Origin of the sequence: Vibrio sp. 2-1-2a (assembly GCF_032648565.1) — a bacterium.
Taxonomy (GTDB): domain Bacteria; phylum Pseudomonadota; class Gammaproteobacteria; order Enterobacterales; family Vibrionaceae; genus Vibrio; species Vibrio diabolicus.
In genome coordinates this window covers 128,229-145,696 of the sequence record NZ_WBOH01000003.1, presented here as the reverse complement: position 1 = coordinate 145,696, position 17,468 = coordinate 128,229, and the positions used below count along the sequence as shown (strand labels likewise).

Sequence of the window (17,468 nt, the reverse complement as noted above, 5' to 3'; positions counted from 1 at the left end):
TAACCACTCAACATGCTCTCGCTTGTCCGAGCGTTTACTTATCTAGATTCTTGATATCGGATACCCGCCTACTGTTTCTAAGACTGTTAGATTCAATTCGCATTGTTGCGCCTTGATCTAAATCAAAGATTAAGTCGATATTCAATATGCGTCCAATTGATAATCCTGACCGAGTGATAAATAAAATCTATGACGAATTTTTCCACTGACGGTCATCACATTTTTAATCAATACAATTTATGAGGTTAATCGTTTTCCCATTCGATTCCACCTAGTTCGCTTAACAAACTCAATAAAATCGGCACTCTTGATAATAGATAATATCTATCACACTATAGATACTTTAAATTTGACCCTAATTAATATCAGGAATAGCCTTGATTCAGATCAATTTTGAGTGTGGTTTTATTCTTGACTTGGTTTTGGTTTTCCATTCCCCAGTTAAAACGTTCCAGCGCTTAAAAAGTACGGTAGTGCTGTGCCCTTTTTAGGGAGTTCCCCCGTACATGTGACTCACAACGCAAGGTGAACAAGCCATTATGGATATCAAACAACTTAAATATCTCATCGCACTTGAACAGACCAAACACTTTGGTCAAGCCGCCGCATTGTGCCACATTACGCAGCCTACCTTGTCCATGAGAATCCGAAGCTTAGAGGAAGAACTCGACCTCGAATTAATCCAGAGAAGTCAAAGATTTGAAGGATTTACTGAAGCCGGAGAACGCATTTTAGCTTGGGCGAAAACCGTCTTAGCCGCTCATGATGGATTGCAAGCCGAGGCTGCTAACTGCCGTGGTCAGTTGGTCGGTTCACTTCGGCTTGGAATGGTGCCACTCGCCAGCCAAAACCCGATGCAATTGCTCAAACCATTAGCTCAACAGTTCCCTGAGTTACGTTTTCAAATACTCTCCATGACGACCGAACAGATCATAGACCAACTCAATCGCAATCAGCTTGATTTGGGCATGTGTTATGTCGATCAAGTTAACACCGCTTACTTCGATGTTATCGAGCTCGACTCGACCAAACTTGGCGTTTTATTCGATGAGCGTCATTTTGACTTTGCCGAATCTGAAGTGTTGTGGGAGTCACTCAATAACATTCCGCTAGGGCTGCTTTCGAAGGGCATGCACTATCGCCACTCGATTGATCTTAGCTTTGTGAGTAAAGGGCTAGTTCCACAAACCGTCATTGAAAGTAACTCCACCTTTCACTTGATCCAAGCAGTAACCAGTGGCCTTTGTTGCGCCATTATGCCGCTGAATTGTGGATTGGAAGAGTTGAACGATACGCTTCGCATTATTCCTATCGAAGAAGCCGCCGTTCACGCCCCGCTAGGTTTGTTAAAGCGAAAACAAGAACCCTTCTCCGCGCTAACCGATCAGTGTTTCGCAGAAGCAAAAAGCATATTCAATCGATAACAACAATCCACACGTCAATTTTTGGCATACACAACGGCTTATGAGGTGATTTCATGAGATGTACTACTCAATCTTATTTTGAACTGTCCGATTTCAATCACGCACCACCTCAACCAAGTGCGTTCAATTACCGAGAATTGATTGATGGCCGCCCAGTGCAACAAATGTCGCTGGCGAGTGAGTCAGCTTTAGCTATCAGCTATAACGGCATTAGCCAAGCGGTCATGATGGTGACGCCAGGCCATCTGGAAGACTTTGTGAAAGGGTTTAGCCTAAGCACAGGCATCGTCCACGACTTCAAAGAGATCAAAGACATTGAAATTGGCGGCGATCACGAATCTCACTATGCGGAAGTGGAAATCAGCAACCGCGCTTTCTGGGCGTTAAAAACACAACGCCGAAATCTTGCTGGCACAACCGGATGCGGCATTTGTGGCGTCGAGGCTCTTGAACAAGCTTTGCCTGATTTGGTGCCACTGACACCGTCTCTTCCTCCGCGCTCCGATGTATTCGAAGGGCTGCGAGACAAAGTCGCACAGCATCAAGAAGCCGCACGTGAATCTGGCGCGTTACACGCCGCTTTATTTGCAGATTTACAAGGCAACATCAAGTTGTGCCGAGAGGACATCGGCCGCCACAACGCGCTAGATAAGTTGATTGGCGCATTGGCCAACAATCACATCGAACCTCAAAGTGGCTTCGCAATCATGACCAGCCGTTGCAGCTTAGAGTTGATCCACAAAGCCGTTCGCGCGCGTATCCCCACTCTGGTTTGCTTATCTGCACCCACAGCGTTAACCGTCGAATGGGCAAGAAGAAACCATTTGAACCTAATTCACTTGCCAAAACACGGCTCGCCGCGTCTATACAGCCCTGCGCCTTAACACGTCAACCTAGCCGAATTCCTAATATTTCTAACAGAGACCTCCGGGTCTCTGTTGTTTGCTTCTCGTTCCCAATTGATACTTAGCGACAAGACACTATTCTGTCCAACCAAACGTGCTCACCCCTTGTCAGCACTAAGCTTATGCATATTAATCCGTTTGCATTTGAACGCTTTCAAATCCGATAAGAACCCTGTCAAAAACCCATAAATTAGTAAGGATTTTGTGTGACTCTTTTCACGCTTTTCCGCCTTCCTAGGCATTTCTAGGAATTTTTCCTAGCCGATCTAGGCAACCATCTCATGTGCCTCACAAAACCACTCTCTAGAATTCCGCTCAGTCAAAGGTAACAAGAGCGCATAGCGGTCTCCGTTGTGTTTCTAAAACAATTACAAGAGAGTTCATCATGTTAAAATTCCTCGAACAGGTGCGGAAGCCGACCCTCGATCTTCCTGTCGAAGTTAGAAGAAAGATGTGGTTTAAACCGTTCATCCAATCTTACTTGGTCGTATTCATCGGCTACCTAACCATGTACTTGATTCGTAAGAACTTCAATGTCGCGCAAAACGACATGATCTCAACTTACGGTCTGAGCATGACAGACCTTGGTCTTATCGGCCTTGGCTTCTCCATCACTTACGGCATCGGTAAAACCGTTGTTTCTTACTACGCTGACGGTAAGAACACCAAGCAATTCCTCCCTTTTATGCTGATCCTTTCTGGTCTTGCAATGCTTGGTTTCAGCTTCAGCATGGGCGGCGGTAGTGCAAGCCTGTTCTTGATGGTGGCTTTCTACGCTCTGAGTGGTTTCTTCCAAAGTACTGGTGGCCCTTCTAGTTACTCAACCATTACAAAATGGACACCTCGTAACAAACGCGGCTCTTACCTAGGCTTGTGGAACATGTCGCACAACGTTGGTGGTGCGGGCGCAGCGGGTGTTGCTCTTTTCGGTGCTAACTACCTATTCGACGGCCACGTAATCGGCATGTTCGTGTTCCCTTCTATCATCGCAATCATCGTTGGCTTTATCGGTATGCGCTTTGGTAGCGACTCACCAGAAGCTTACGGTCTAGGTAAAGTAGAAGAACTTTTCGATGAAGCAGTGAGTGAAGAAGACACCGCTGCTGAAGAAAACCAGATGACCAAGAAAGAAATCTTTGTTGAATACGTTCTTAAAAACAAAGTTATCTGGCTACTTTGCTTTGCAAACATCTTCCTTTACATCGTTCGTATCGGTATCGACCAATGGTCAACGGTATACGCATACCAAGAGCTTGGCCTGTCAAAAGAAACGGCAATCTCTGGCTTTACTCTGTTCGAAGTCGGTGCACTTGTGGGTACGTTGATGTGGGGTTACCTGTCTGACCTAGCAAACGGTCGCCGCGCATTGGTTGCTTGTGTATCTCTTGGTTTGATCATCGTATCGCTTGAGTTCTACCAGCACGCCACTAGCGAGTTCATGTACTTGGCCTCTCTATTTGTATTGGGCTTCTTGGTGTTTGGTCCGCAACTTCTTATCGGTGTTGCCGCGGTTGGTTTTGTCCCTAAAAAAGCAATCAGTGTGGCTGACGGCGTAAAAGGTACTTTCGCTTACCTAATCGGTGACAGCTTTGCAAAACTAGGCTTGGGTATGATTGCAGACGGTACACCTATCTTCGGCTTAACAGGTTGGAAAGGTACCTTCGCAGCCCTAGATACCTCCGCCATGATTTGTATTGTTTTGCTTGCTTTCGTTGCTATCGCGGAAGAGAAGAAGATTCGACACGCGAAGAAGCTTCAACTTGCACAAGACCAAGCCTAACTTCTCTGCGCGCTTTACTTCGGTAAAGCGCGCAAGATCATTAAAAAGCATGGTTCAATTCAGTATCATTAAAGATTTTTCTATTGGCTCCTGTTGGAGCTTATTGTTGTTAGTCGTCTGCTCTATTTGGTTGTAATAATGATTCATGTTGCTTTAGTTGATGATCACGTCATCGTGCGTTCAGGTTTCGCACAATTATTAAATTTAGAAAGTGATATTACCGTTGTTGGTGAATTCGGCTCTGTCGCCGAAGCACGCACAGGCTTGCCTGCGGTACACCCTCACGTCGTCATCCTAGATATTTCCATGCCAGATGAAAGCGGCTTAAACTTTCTCAGCGAAATACCAACTGGCATTGCCTGCGTGATGCTTAGCGTGCATGACTCCCCTGCGATGGTGGAAAAATCACTAAAGCTAGGTGCAAAAGGCTATCTTAGTAAACGCTGTAGCCCAGACGAACTTATTCAAGCCGTGAGAACCAGTGCTTCTGGCGGCTGTTACCTCACATCAGATATTGCACTTAAACTTGCAACGCCTAGCGACAACACCACCTCTCTATGCCAACTGACAAAACGTGAAAACGAGGTCTGTCAGCTACTTGCGACCGGGTTGGATGTAAAGTCAGTCGCGGCAGAGCTTGGCTTGAGCCACAAGACCGTGCATGTTCATCGTGCAAATGCCATCGACAAACTCGGCGTGAAAAACAACGTTGAGCTCGCCAAACTATTTTCTCAAGAGTCCTTTTAATGCGAGCTTATGCTATTACCACCATTTGCGGACTTTTTGTTATGGCTTGCGCCTGGTTCTGCTTATGGGTGATTTCCTATTACTTTGTCAATGATCCCGAGCTGGCGATCTTATTGTTTCCTTTCGCTTTAAGATTAGGTGTCGCCCTGCACACTCGCACCGCTTATTGGCCGACTATTTACCTTTCTGAGTGGGGGCTTTCCATCGCACTTGCGATGTTACTGGGTCAACCGCAGTGGCTTACCGTGCTGATTGCGAGCATTGCCAGTATCCCGGTCACTCTGATTGCGAAAAAATACTACTACGGAGACCAAAACCGCCATTTAGCCGTGATGAGCGTTGTCATTATCATTAGCGCGTTTATTAATGTGATGGCCGTTGGTTTTCACGTTCCTTCGGTTTACATGGTGTGGCTGGCTAGCATTTCTGGAGGCTTGCTCGTGGTGCCTATGTGCTACTTGTTATGGAGTTATTTGTTCCAAAGTCGTTGGTCTCCGCTTAGCTCTCTCCTACTTAGTAATGCCGTTGTATTTCAGGTGCGTCATATCGTGCTTTATGCACTGCTTTTGATCGGCAGTATTTTGGTGCAAACCAGTTTGCCTGAAGAGCTAAAACGATTTGCGCCATTTTGTATGGCGATTCCAATCATCGTGCTTGCTCTGCGTTACGGCTGGCAAGGTGCCCTACTCGCCACCATGCTCAACAGCATTGCGCTGATTGCGGCTCGCAGCGGCGTATCAAATCTAGAAATCACCGATTTGTTATTATCTCTCTCGGCACAAACCATCACCGGCATTATGCTCGGCTTAGGGGTTCAGAAACAAAAAGACCTCAATCACAAACTGCGCGGCGAACTTGCACGCAATCAGAATTTGTCTCGCCAGCTTATCAAAGCGGAAGAGTCCGTAAGACGCGATATTGCGCGCGAGCTACATGACGAAATCGGCCAGAACATCACGGCGATCCGCACACAAGCCAACATAATCAAGCGGGTAAATAACGCAGAAACAAGCGTCGGTTGCGCCGACACCATCGAAGGGCTTTCCCTCAACGTATACGACACCACTAAGCGACTGTTAAGCAAGCTAAGACCAAAAATGCTGGATGATTTGGACTTAAAAGAATCCGTCGAGCAACTAACGCGAGAGATGGAGTTCGCCAATCACGGAACAACTGTTCAACTGAACTGGCAAGGCGATTACACCAGACTGAGTGACACACTCAAAGTCACCCTATTCCGTTTATGCCAAGAGTCATTAAATAACGCAGCCAAGTACGCAGAAGCGCAGTTGATCAATATTGAACTGACAATTGGAGAAGCTGCGGTTTCACTGATGATTAACGATGATGGTGTCGGCTTCAAAGTTCAGGACAGCATGAAAGGCATGGGCGTTCGCGGCATGCAAGAGCGTGTGCACGCGTTAGGTGGAAAAATGGTTATCTACTCCACCAGCGATCAAGTTATTGGCACACAAATCAGCATTACTTTACCTAAGGTGTAACTCAAGATGTTTGGATTTTTACGTTCACCTAAATTTACTCAACCGAGTCTGAGCAAAGAGCAAATCGACCAGCGTTACCGCCATTGGCGTTTGCACATTATGTTGGGGATGTACATCGGCTACGCAGGTTTCTACTTTACCCGTAAGACCTTTAACTACGCCGCACCAGCTATGATTACCGATCTTGGCCTAGACAAAGGCGATTTGGGTCTTATAGGCACGCTTTTCTACATCACCTACGGCTGCTCGAAGTTTATTTCTGGCACGATTTCGGATCGCTCTAACCCTCGTTATTTCATGGGGCTAGGCTTGATTGCGACAGGTCTGGTCAATATCGCGTTCGGCTTTTCTAGCTCACTCGCGGCTTTCATCACTCTGTGGATCTTAAACGCGTGGTTCCAAGGCTGGGGCTGGCCTTCATGCTCCAAGCTGCTAACCACTTGGTATTCACGCTCCGAGCGTGGCTTCTTATGGGCGATTTGGAACACCGCACACAACGTTGGTGGCGCGCTGATCCCTATTTGGGTGGGCTATTTAACGTTGCACTACAGCTGGCGTGAAGGCTTTATTCTACCCGGCATCATCGGGGTATTGCTCGGTCTATTCGTTTGTTGGCGATTGCGCGACAAACCCACAACAATGGGCTTACCAAGTGTCGGACAATGGCGCAACGACGCACTAGAACTTGCGCAAGAAAATTACGGACGTGGCCTCACCTACCGAGAAATTCTGAAATCGTACGTATTTAACAACAAATACATCTGGCTGCTCGCGTTCAGTTATGTGTTGGTTTACATCGTCCGAACCGCAATCAACGACTGGGGAAACCTGTATTTAACCGAGCAGCATCACTATAGCCTGATTAACGCCAACGCTGCTCTGTCGATGTTTGAAATCGGTGGTTTTGTTGGTTCATTGGTTGCGGGTTGGGGCTCAGACAAACTCTTTGGCGGTAACCGTGGGCCAATGAACTTGCTGTTCGCGATTGGGATTTTCTTATCTGTCTCTGCGCTTTGGCTGATGCCCCTGACCAACTTTGCATTCCAAGCCGCGGGATTGTTCTCCATCGGCTTCTTTGTCTTTGGGCCACAAATGCTGATCGGTATGGCAGCGGCGGAGTGCTCTCACAAAGATTCTGCAGGCGCGGCAACAGGATTCGTGGGCTTGTTCGCCTACATGGGCGCAGCATTGTCTGGCTATCCACTGGCGTTAATTCTTGAAGAATATCATTGGACGGGTTTCTTCATCACCATTTCAGTTTGTGCAGCCGTCATTGGCCTTTTGTTGCTGCCATTTTTGCAAGCGCAACAACCATCACGAAAACCACTAGAACCAAAACCTCGGTTGTAAATCGACTTATCGCCCTTCGGGCAAATTGGCGAGTGACCTAACCGCGCTCGCCATCCTTATTTAGCGTATCTCTGCTCAATTTTTCTTCCGATTCAGTTCGGAGGGTTAACTATGGGAAAAATTCATGAATTTGAACACTATTTCATCGCATAGCTTCTTTCAAATGAACAACAAAATCCAAAACTACGCTTGGGGAAGCACCTCTTCTATTCACGATTTGTTTGGCTTTTCTAACGAAACGAATGAGCCTCAAGCAGAAGTATGGATGGGGACTCACCCAAACGGCTGCTCTGAAGTTCAGATTGAGCAAAACACGCTGCCTTTGTCTGAACTGATCAAACAAAACCAACCCGCTTACTTATCAGCAGAAACCGCAGCGAAATTTGGCGACCTGCCCTTTCTGTTTAAGATCTTAGCGGCCGAACACGCACTGTCGATTCAAGTTCACCCAAGTAAACAAGATGCTGAAATAGGTTTCGAAAAAGAGCAAAGTGCTGGCATCCCACTAAACGCGAGCCATCGTAACTACAAGGATCCAAATCACAAGCCTGAGTTGGTATACGCATTGACAAGTTACCAAGCCATGAACGGTTTTCGCTCGTATGCCGAGATTATTGAGGCATTTAGCCTTTGTGATATCGATGAGCTACGCGCGCCATTAGATGCATTCAAACGCGAAATCAACTCACAAGGTTTGCGAGATTTCTTTGTGCACATTCTGACCATGGAAGGCGAAACGAAAGAAAGAGCACTGAAACAGCTTCTTACCCACGCTTCACGTCAATCGGAACAAGGCACTGACTCGGAGCAAGGCACTAACAGCGACGTTTACCAGCTCATCTTGGATCTATCCACTCAATACCCTGGCGATGTCGGCTTGTTTGCGCCATTGCTGTTGAATGTCATCACGCTGCAACCTGGCGAAGCGATGTTCCTGAGCGCAAGAACGCCACACGCTTACATTAAAGGTACGGGATTAGAGATCATGGCGAACTCAGATAACGTTTTGCGTGCAGGACTCACGCCGAAGCATATGGATGTTGAAGAACTGGTTAAATGCACAGATTTTGTGCCTAAGCCTTTTGACAGCCTTGTTCTTGAACCCAATGCAAATGGTTGCCAGAGCCTTTACCCCGTTCCAGTGGCAGACTTTAGTTTCAGCATTCTTAACCAACCGAACAATGAAGTGGTTGAGGCAAACAGCGCAGAGATTTTGATGGCGATTGATGCCGACCTGACACTCATCAGTGATAACGGTGAGACATTAACCGCCGCGAAAGGACAATCTGTATTTGTTCCGGCTTACGTTGGTCATTATCGCATTCAAAGTGCGGGACGTGTGGCTCGCGCCTTCAACTAGTTTTTGAACAACTGATTCAAACTAGCGTCTGACCCAAGGGACTGGGTTAGACAATGTATTCCTTTCATAGATTGAGCCAGTCCGCTTTTAAGGCACTCATTGTCAAAACCCATTTATTTCCGGTAAATTCTCCGCTCCAATATCAAATTACTTGGATAATAAAGGCGCTCACACAGTGGTATTTGTTGCAAAACGTATAATCAACGTTGTAATCAAAGCCTCAATCACTACAATCTCTGGTTCGATTTTTCAGTTAACGTTTGTATGCCGAAGTTAAACCAAGATAACCCTGTTCAAAGCTCCGCCCTTTCAGATATCGAAACCAGCAGTAAGATTCAATCGGCATTAGAACCGAAGTTTCACAAGCCAGAGAAACGTCTCTGCTTAAGCCCTGGCCTATCGGATAAGCATTTGGCGCGCCGTTGGCAAGTATTGGAACACGTGACCAATAAAGATCATCTTCTTGATCCTTTCACACAGTCACATTGCGACGCATACTCCAACAACATCGAGCACTTCGTTGGCACTGTCAATGTGCCGGTCGGCATCGCAGGCCCTTTGCGCGTCAACGGCTTGTATGCGAACGATGACTTTTTGGTTCCGCTCGCAACGACAGAAGCCGCGTTAGTCGCTTCCTACAACCGTGGCGCAAATCTTATCACCGCTGCTGGTGGCGCGAGCGCATTGTTGCTGAGTGAAGGGGTGAGCCGAACGCCAGTGTTCGCCTTTAATAACCTTGCCGATGCGGGTCAGTTCGTCAGTTGGGTTGTGACCCAGTTTGACGCATTTCGTCAAATAGCGGAATCCACCACCTCACATGGCAAACTCAAAGACATCAATGTAAATATCGAAGGAAACCACGTTTATTTGGTCTTTGAATACTTGACCGGTGACGCTTCCGGACAAAACATGGTGACCATCGCAACAAACGAAGTGTTCCATCATATTTTGGCGACCAGCCCAATCAAACCAACGCAAGCCTTCTTGGATGGCAACTTATCAGGCGACAAAAAACCAAACGCGCACACGCTGCGCTCGGTACGCGGTAAGAAAGTATCCGCCGAAGTGGCCATTCCTGCTGAGTTGGTGGAGAAATATCTGCATACCACGCCAGAGTCTATGGTTCAATTTGGCAAAATGACCACGGTGGGTGGTTTACTCAGCGGGACGATTGGCGTCAACGCGCATTACGCGAATGCCCTTGCCGCGCTGTACATTGCTTGTGGTCAAGATGCCGCTTGCGTTGCAGAGTCTGCCATTGGTATCACTCGTATGGATGTGGACGCTCAAGGGAACTTGTATGCGTGTGTTACCTTGCCAAACATCATTGTTGGCACGGTTGGCGGGGGCACTGGTCTTCCAACACAAAAAGCATGTTTGGATATTTTGGGTTTGCACGGCAACGGCAAAGCGAAAGCCTTAGCCGAAGTCGCAGCTGCGCTTTGTCTGGCTGGCGAACTCTCGATTGTGGGCGCATTTTGTGCCGATCACTTCTCCCGGGCTCACCATAAACTTGCTAGAAAATAATCCTTTTACTTTGTACAAGAGAACACCCATGCGGTTTTCTCTTGTGCCAATAAAACAACTTTATTTATTAGCTCATAAATTAGTTTAAGTTATATTGCAGACTTAATAATTGCATCACTCTCACGTTGACCGCATTATTGCAGTATCACCACACATTCCTCGCTATATCACTGTTTGACCCTATCCTCACGCGACATTAAATATCAGTACGTTACCTAAATAAATATCAAAAACATCTAGCACTAAAGTACCAAATTCATAGATTGAGTTTTTTGTTAGTCACTTATAGAGACTATACTCGTTCCTGCAGCTGCTTGATTTTTCTAAATTTATTATTTAGCTCAAATGAGCTTAATCACTCCCGTTAAATGGATTTAAGTCGTTCCCTCGGGTAAGCGAGTTAACTATGAGACGTCAGAAACAGTATGAAATCTCTTGTTGGGTACTAGGGTTGATTATCGTATTACTAAGTTACGTCCCTTCAGTACCAGCAGAAATGGAACTAACGCCCTCCGATCAAACCGTTGCGCGTTTCCTCTATCAGAGCACTTTTGGGCCAACACCAACATTAATTGATGAGGTAGAAGAAGTCGGGATGGAAAGTTGGATATCTCAACAAATCTACCTTCCTGCCACCTATCATCAACCGCTCTATCGGACACCTTTTTCCAAAGGCGCACAATCCAATCGCGAAAACGCTTGGTATCAAATTGTTATTACTGCTGATGATCAACTCAGACAGCGCATGGCGTATGCATTAAGCCAGATCTTAGTGGTCTCTCGCTATGGCGGTGTTCTTTCCAGTAAGCCCACAGGTCTAGTCGACTACTATGATGTATTGATTGCTAACGCTTTTGGCAACTACCGAGATTTATTATATGACGTTTCCATTCATCCTGTTATGGGCAGCTATTTGTCCATGCTCGGTAGCGCAAAAGAGAACAACACGACGGGTGCATTACCTGATGAGAACTTCGCTCGAGAGTTGATGCAGTTATTCACCCTAGGCTTGTATGAACTGAATATCGATGGCAGTAAAAAGCTTGATCGTAAAACGGGTAAGCCTATCCCCACATATACCCAAACGGATATTCAAGAACTCGCTCGAGCATTAACTGGGTGGAAAAATGCCGATTTAGCGTTTGTTGAACCGATGCGAGTCATCAGCCACCGACACGATGGTGGCGAGAAACGATTGCTTGGTAACACAATTCCTGCTGGTTTAACTGCGCAAGAAGAGCTTTCAAAAGTGATCGATATTTTGATGTCTCATCCAAACATGGCGCCGTTTGTTTCTAAGCTACTTATCCAACGTTTTGTAACTTCGAATCCAAGTCCGGAGTACATCGCACGTGTTGCTTCGGTATTCAATAACAATGGCAAAGGAGAAAAAGGAGATTTAAACGCGGTCATTCATGCCATCTTGCTCGATTCTGAGGCTCTAGGCATGACAGATACCCCGCCAATAAAAGTGAAAGAGCCAATACTGGTCCTAACTAATTTTCATCGAGCAGCGGGTTTTACAATCAAATCTACACGTTACGAAGACGCCACTACGATGATGAATATCGCCAATCAAGGACCTCTTCGTTCTCCTTCCGTATTTAATTTTTACTCTCCTGACTACCAACCATCTAACGAGTTTACGGAGTCTGGTATTAGCTCTCCTGAGTATGAGCTACTGAACTGGTCCGTTTATACCGATTTGGTCAACTATATGTTGACCAGCACTCGCAGAGGCGGCGGTGATTCCTACACTCTCGATCTCGGCGAGTTTTATCTTCTTTTGGATGATCACGATGCCTTAGTCGAGCTGGTTAACGAACGCTTCTTTGCAGGAACGGCCTCGGCGGAATTAAAAAAACTCATGCTCACCGTGTTAGATGAATATCGTGAGGACTATGTGCCAACAACAAAGCTCGCCTTGGTGATTTTTACCGCCATTTCCGGCGATGAATTCTATATTCAGGATTAGGAGTGGATTATGGATATTTCAAGACGACATTTTATAAAAAGCACTGCATCGATGGGCGCTTTAGCTTCGCTTGGTCTACCGGGTTATTCTCTCGCGGCGCCATCCAATGACTTTCGAGCATTAATATGTGTCTATTTAGCAGGTGGAAACGATGCGTTCAACACTGTACTGCCGTTGTCTGACGCGCACTATAACCAATATGCCAAAGTCAGAGGGGCTCTTTCTGTCGCCAAAGACGACATACTCCCTATCAATTTGCGTACCGCCGATAGCTCGGATAATCTGGTAGAACTTGGCTTACACCCCAAACTAAAGGCGCTGTCTTCAATTTTCGAACAAGGCGATGCCAATATCGTGCTCAATAGCGGCATTCTCAACCATCCCGTTACAAAACAAGCGATTGAGCTAGGTGAAGCGTCACTTCCCGAGCAACTGTTTTCCCACAATTCACAAACTGACGCTTGGTTACTTGGTGGTATGCAAGAATCTAGCAACTTGGGTTGGGCAGGAAGAATGTTGGACGTATTAACTTCTGAATCAGAAATAACCCCGCTATACAGTGTGCACGGGAACTCGCTTTGGTTACGCGCGATGGAACACCGCCAAACCGTGCTGAAAAAAGACCGTGCGGTTCAGCTTACCGCGATTGATAACCCACTATACAAGGGGATCTATGATCAACTGCTTTCTCATCAAACAGAGAATCCGTTTAGTGGTCACTTTAATTTGATGGTTGATGAGTCGATGATGATGAGCCGTGTGCTAAGCGAGCAACTCAATCATATTGATGACGCGCCGCTGTTCACCTCATCAACACTCGGCAAGCAGATGCAAACCGTCTATAAATTGATCGCAAGCCAAGATGTGTTAAAGCAACAACGACAAGTCTTCTTCGTTAAACACTCTGGCTACGACCTACACGATTCTCAATTAGTTCGACACCCCGTACTACTCGAAGATCTAGCAACTAACCTCTTAGCAATGTATCGTGCGATTGCGCGGTTGGGGCTAAACAAGCAAGTCACCTCTTTTACAATGTCTGACTTTGGTCGACGGATGACAAGCAACGGTAACGGCACCGATCACGGTTGGGGTGGTCATCAACTATTGATTGGGGGCGCGGTTAATGGTCAGCGACCTATCGGCACATGGCCTGAACTAGTATTGGGTGGAAACGATGACTATTCTCAAGGTCGACTCATACCCCAAATTGCAGCTGATCAAGTGGGCTCAACCCTCGCGCAATGGATGGGCGTGAGTGATAACGCGGCATTGGAATACGTGTTCCCGAATATCCGCAACTTCGCTAATTCAAACCTTGGCTTTATGGCTTAAGCTGCTTTAATGAGCTCTTAATTAACTTGTCATGAAAAAGGGAGCATTTACGCTCCCTTTTCAATATCATTTCCGCTGAGTGTCCGTTACGCTTCGTCGCGACGGCGCTCGTTACACAGCTTAATGGCACGCTCAAGCAATTCTAGCGCGGATTGTTCACATTCAGGCAGCGCCGCATCACTTTCACCAATTGGCGTTACGCGGTCACCCCATTTCAATACTGCCGCACCCCATGTCAAACCTGCACCAAATGCAGCAAGAAGCATGTTATCACCTGGGTTAACTCGGCCTTGCTCTACCGCTTCACACAATGCAATTGGCACCGTCGCTGCAGAAGTATTGCCGTAGTTTTGGATGTTCACAAACGCTTTGTCGTGTGGGATCCCAGATAGGTCACATAGGGTTTGAATAATACGAATATTCGCTTGATGAGGAATAACAACGTCGATTTGGCCGGTAGTTAACTGTGATGCTTTAAGCACGGTTTTCGCAGCTAGCCCCATGCCTTTTACCGCACGTTTGAAGATCTCTTGTCCTACGAAGTTGAAATCCCAGTAACCGTTGTCTTCCGCAAAACGGTCCATACAAGTACCAAACTTTGGCACGGATAGAATATCGCGACCTTTAGCGTCACAACCAATTTGAGATTGCAGTAGACCCGTTTCTTTTTCTGTTCTTGATAACACAACGGCGCCCGCGCCATCACCAAATAGAACAGCGGTATCTCGCATGGCCCAATCGATGTAGAAAGACAATCTTTCCGCGCCAATAATGATCGCGTTGCGATAGTTACCTGATTGAATCAAACGTGTGCCCGTTTCAAGGCCGTAGACAAATCCCGTACATGCGGCATTTAAATCAAAGGCCGCCGCAGAACGAATGCCCAAGTTCTGCTGTATTTTAGATGCGATGTTTGGAATAAGTGAATCCGGAGAACAAGTCGCCACAATGATTAAATCAACGTCGCTTGCGTCAACGCCCGCGCGCGCCAATGCGTGTTTGGCAGCAACGGTTGCCATGTCTGAAGTATTTACATGGCTAATACGGCGGTTTTCGATCCCTGTGCGGGTACGAATCCACTCATCTGAAGTATCAAGGAAAGTGCTAAGATCATCGTTAGAGAGCACGGCAGGAGGAACACATTTCCCCCAACCTGTAATTTCAGCGTAGTAATTTGTCATCGCAGACCTATTTATTGTTGTATTTTAATAAAATTTCTTAGAACCTTAGGCTCAAATACAAACCTGCTCTGCGTTATTTCGGCAGGTTAAAAAATAAGTATACAAATAATGAGGCTGACTGGTAAGTCATGTTTTCATCAATACGTAATAAAGGAAGAAGTCATGTCATCGTTTAAAACTCGCTGCCCTTCATGCGGCGGTCTGAATCGTGTCCCCAATGAGCGTGTTGCAGAGTCTGCAACTTGCGGTAAATGTAAAAGTGCACTTTTTGATGGCACGCCTATCGAAGGAACGCAAGATAACTTTTCTGCTCTATTACAAAGTGATACGCCTGTTGTCGTCGACTTTTGGGCCCCTTGGTGTAATCCGTGCGTCGGTTTTGCCCCTGTTTTCTCGGATGTCGCTCATGAACAAGCAGGAACGGCTCGTTTTGTAAAGATTGATACAGAAGCACAACAAGCGCTCGCTGCACAATTTGGCATTCGAAGCATTCCTACCATCATGGTTTTCAAGAACGGTCAACGCGTTGATATGATCAATGGTGCGCTACCTAAAAGTCAGTTTGATCAATGGTTAAATCAAGCACTTAATAAGTAATTCTCCACGCCAATCTTACTGGTAGGTTGGCGTTTTTATGCAACTTATCGACCTATCTATTTAACAAATATTATTTGTCGAAACGACTTAAATTAATCATTTTACTTGCCTAACTATTAGCCTCATATTCGCGCCGAATAACCCATAGATTTCATTTAACTTATAGGCGCAAAACAGTGGAAAACACAGTCGTTCCTGCAGCATCACCACGAGTTACAGTTCCAGTCGTCGCACTGTCTCTTTATGCGGTGGCTTCGGGCTATTTAATGAGCTTGATCCCTCTCATGCTCGGTGAATACAATATCTCAGCAGATTATGCGAGTTGGTTGGCGAGTGTTTTTTATGGCGGCTTATTGGTCGGCGCGATGTTTATTGAACGTGTCGTGCGTCAAGTGGGTCACCGTAAAGCGTTTATTGGCTGCTTAGCGGCATTCTCGCTAACGATTGTCACGCTACCCGTTTTTGCTAATGGGTTAGTGTGGCTTGCTGCTCGTTTTATCGCAGGTATTGCCGTTGCGGGCGTTTTTGTCATTGTTGAATCTTGGCTAATGTCTGGCGACGAAGCATCACGTGCAAAACGTTTGAGCTTGTACATGCTATCGCTTTATGGCGGTTCTGCATTAGGCCAATTTGGCATTGGTGTACTTGGCGTAAGTGGCGGTGTTCCGTTCATTGCAATCACAACGCTGATCCTAATGGCGATGTTGGTGCTGATGTTTATTGAGTGTGAACAACCAAACAGCCATGAATCAACCGCTTTGTCATTTAAGCAAATTGCCAAGCTAAACCATGCTGCAATTATTGGTTGTGTTGTATCAGGTTTGACCTTAGGCGCGATATACGGATTAATGCCTGTTGAGCTAACTAACCGTAAAATCAACCATCAAGACATTGGTACATTGATGGCACTAGTGATCCTAGGTGGCATGTTGGTTCAACCAATGGTGACCACATTGAACAAATACATGAGCCGCACAGTGCTAATGGCGTTCTTCTGTATTTTGGGTATTTTTTCGATCGGTTTGACCTTTATTTCATCGTCAGCCGTGGTATTAGCTGCTGCATTATTCTTTTTAGGTGCAGCTACTTTTGCCTTGTACCCAATTGCGATCAACTTAGGTTGCAAAGGACTTGATGAGCGCTTTATTGTCTCTGCCACACAAGTCATGCTGTTCAGCTACAGCATTGGCTCTGTTGCTGGCCCGGTTGTGGCTGATAAATTTATGGGCCAAGAACATGGCTTACTAGGCTACTTGTTTGCCGCTTTGGTTGCAACAGGCGTATACATGCTACTTGCAGCGAGCAAAACTAAGCAGCGTATGGCCGCTGGCCTCTAACCATGCAACTTCTACTCAACGAAAACGAGGGCATGTCGCCCTCGTTTTTTATTCTTCGCTTTTTTGTTTAGATAAACGTTTATGACGGTTTGACGCGTTCGCTGCAGGTTTTTCCGGTACCGTGCGCTTTTCATGAAGTAAATGACGAACCGCCAAGATGGGATGTTTCAGTAGCATTCTGGGGCCAGAGTAACGCATGACCAAACGCATTTGCTCTTTCGGGTCCGGTTTATAACAGTGAATCGGACACTTGTTACACGTAGGTTTATTCTCTCCGTAAGGACAACGGTCAAGACGAACTTCTGCGTATTCAAGCAGCTCACGACATTCTGAGCACAAGTCACTTTTTGTTCCATGGTGATCGTGACAGTAAACCTCTACCATGGCTTTTACCGTCTTAAATTCAGTGGCGAGCTTGCCAAGTAAAATATCGCTCATGAGCTTCCAA

The 17,468-nt window shown here is 46.3% G+C and carries 14 protein-coding genes; 12 read left to right on the top strand and 2 right to left on the bottom strand.

Annotated features, from left to right (window positions below; translation table 11 throughout):
- The first annotated feature begins 539 nt into the window (after positions 1-539).
- The 10 genes from F7Y48_RS09045 (at position 540) to F7Y48_RS09000 (ending at position 13,905) form a co-directional block, all read left to right on the top strand.
- On the top strand, positions 540-1,424 hold the full coding sequence (locus F7Y48_RS09045) for a LysR family transcriptional regulator (protein ID WP_046875405.1): 885 nt from the start codon (positions 540-542) through the stop codon (positions 1,422-1,424).
- A 53-nt stretch (positions 1,425-1,477) separates the two neighbouring features.
- Positions 1,478-2,308: a formate dehydrogenase accessory sulfurtransferase FdhD gene (gene fdhD, locus F7Y48_RS09040; protein WP_316683647.1), complete on the top strand. Its 831-nt coding sequence runs from the start codon at positions 1,478-1,480 to the stop codon at positions 2,306-2,308.
- A gap of 406 nt (positions 2,309-2,714) precedes the next feature.
- Positions 2,715-4,109, top strand: a complete 1,395-nt coding sequence (uhpT, locus tag F7Y48_RS09035; protein ID WP_104970731.1) for a hexose-6-phosphate:phosphate antiporter — start codon at positions 2,715-2,717, stop codon at positions 4,107-4,109.
- Between the two features lie 138 nt (positions 4,110-4,247).
- Positions 4,248-4,856, top strand: coding sequence for a transcriptional regulator UhpA (gene uhpA / locus F7Y48_RS09030; RefSeq protein WP_046875403.1), 609 nt, complete (start codon positions 4,248-4,250; stop codon positions 4,854-4,856).
- On the top strand, positions 4,856-6,358 hold the full coding sequence (uhpB, locus tag F7Y48_RS09025; protein ID WP_316683646.1) for a signal transduction histidine-protein kinase/phosphatase UhpB: 1,503 nt from the start codon (positions 4,856-4,858) through the stop codon (positions 6,356-6,358). Before uhpA ends, uhpB begins: the two co-directional genes overlap by 1 nt.
- A gap of 6 nt (positions 6,359-6,364) precedes the next feature.
- Positions 6,365-7,708 (top strand): MFS transporter, encoded by a 1,344-nt coding sequence (locus tag F7Y48_RS09020; RefSeq protein ID WP_316683645.1) that lies wholly within the window; start codon positions 6,365-6,367, stop codon positions 7,706-7,708.
- A 124-nt stretch (positions 7,709-7,832) separates the two neighbouring features.
- Complete coding sequence (manA, locus tag F7Y48_RS09015; RefSeq protein WP_316683644.1) at positions 7,833-9,068, top strand: mannose-6-phosphate isomerase, class I; 1,236 nt, start codon at positions 7,833-7,835, stop codon at positions 9,066-9,068.
- 264 nt (positions 9,069-9,332) lie between these two features.
- Positions 9,333-10,595, top strand: coding sequence for a hydroxymethylglutaryl-CoA reductase (locus tag F7Y48_RS09010; RefSeq protein WP_316683643.1), 1,263 nt, complete (start codon positions 9,333-9,335; stop codon positions 10,593-10,595).
- 406 nt (positions 10,596-11,001) lie between these two features.
- Positions 11,002-12,570 (top strand): DUF1800 domain-containing protein, encoded by a 1,569-nt coding sequence (locus tag F7Y48_RS09005; RefSeq protein WP_316683642.1) that lies wholly within the window; start codon positions 11,002-11,004, stop codon positions 12,568-12,570.
- Between the two features lie 9 nt (positions 12,571-12,579).
- On the top strand, positions 12,580-13,905 hold the full coding sequence (locus tag F7Y48_RS09000) for a DUF1501 domain-containing protein (protein ID WP_193448239.1): 1,326 nt from the start codon (positions 12,580-12,582) through the stop codon (positions 13,903-13,905).
- Between the two features lie 86 nt (positions 13,906-13,991).
- On the opposite strand, the gene F7Y48_RS08995 is transcribed toward F7Y48_RS09000, so the two are convergent.
- On the bottom strand, positions 13,992-15,086 hold the full coding sequence (locus F7Y48_RS08995) for a ketoacyl-ACP synthase III (RefSeq protein ID WP_316683641.1): 1,095 nt from the start codon (positions 15,084-15,086) through the stop codon (positions 13,992-13,994).
- Positions 15,087-15,248: 162 nt separating this feature from the next.
- Between F7Y48_RS08995 and trxC the strand changes: the two genes are divergently transcribed.
- Both trxC and F7Y48_RS08985 read left to right on the top strand, forming a co-directional pair.
- On the top strand, positions 15,249-15,683 hold the full coding sequence (gene trxC, locus F7Y48_RS08990; RefSeq protein ID WP_256955906.1) for a thioredoxin TrxC: 435 nt from the start codon (positions 15,249-15,251) through the stop codon (positions 15,681-15,683).
- A 176-nt stretch (positions 15,684-15,859) separates the two neighbouring features.
- The gene (locus F7Y48_RS08985) at positions 15,860-17,020 is read left to right on the top strand and encodes an MFS transporter (RefSeq protein ID WP_316683640.1); all 1,161 of its coding nucleotides are present in this window, start codon (positions 15,860-15,862) and stop codon (positions 17,018-17,020) included.
- A 48-nt stretch (positions 17,021-17,068) separates the two neighbouring features.
- On the opposite strand, the gene F7Y48_RS08980 is transcribed toward F7Y48_RS08985, so the two are convergent.
- Complete coding sequence (locus F7Y48_RS08980) at positions 17,069-17,458, bottom strand: nitrous oxide-stimulated promoter family protein (RefSeq protein ID WP_182036267.1); 390 nt, start codon at positions 17,456-17,458, stop codon at positions 17,069-17,071.
- Between the last annotated feature and the right edge of the window lie 10 nt (positions 17,459-17,468).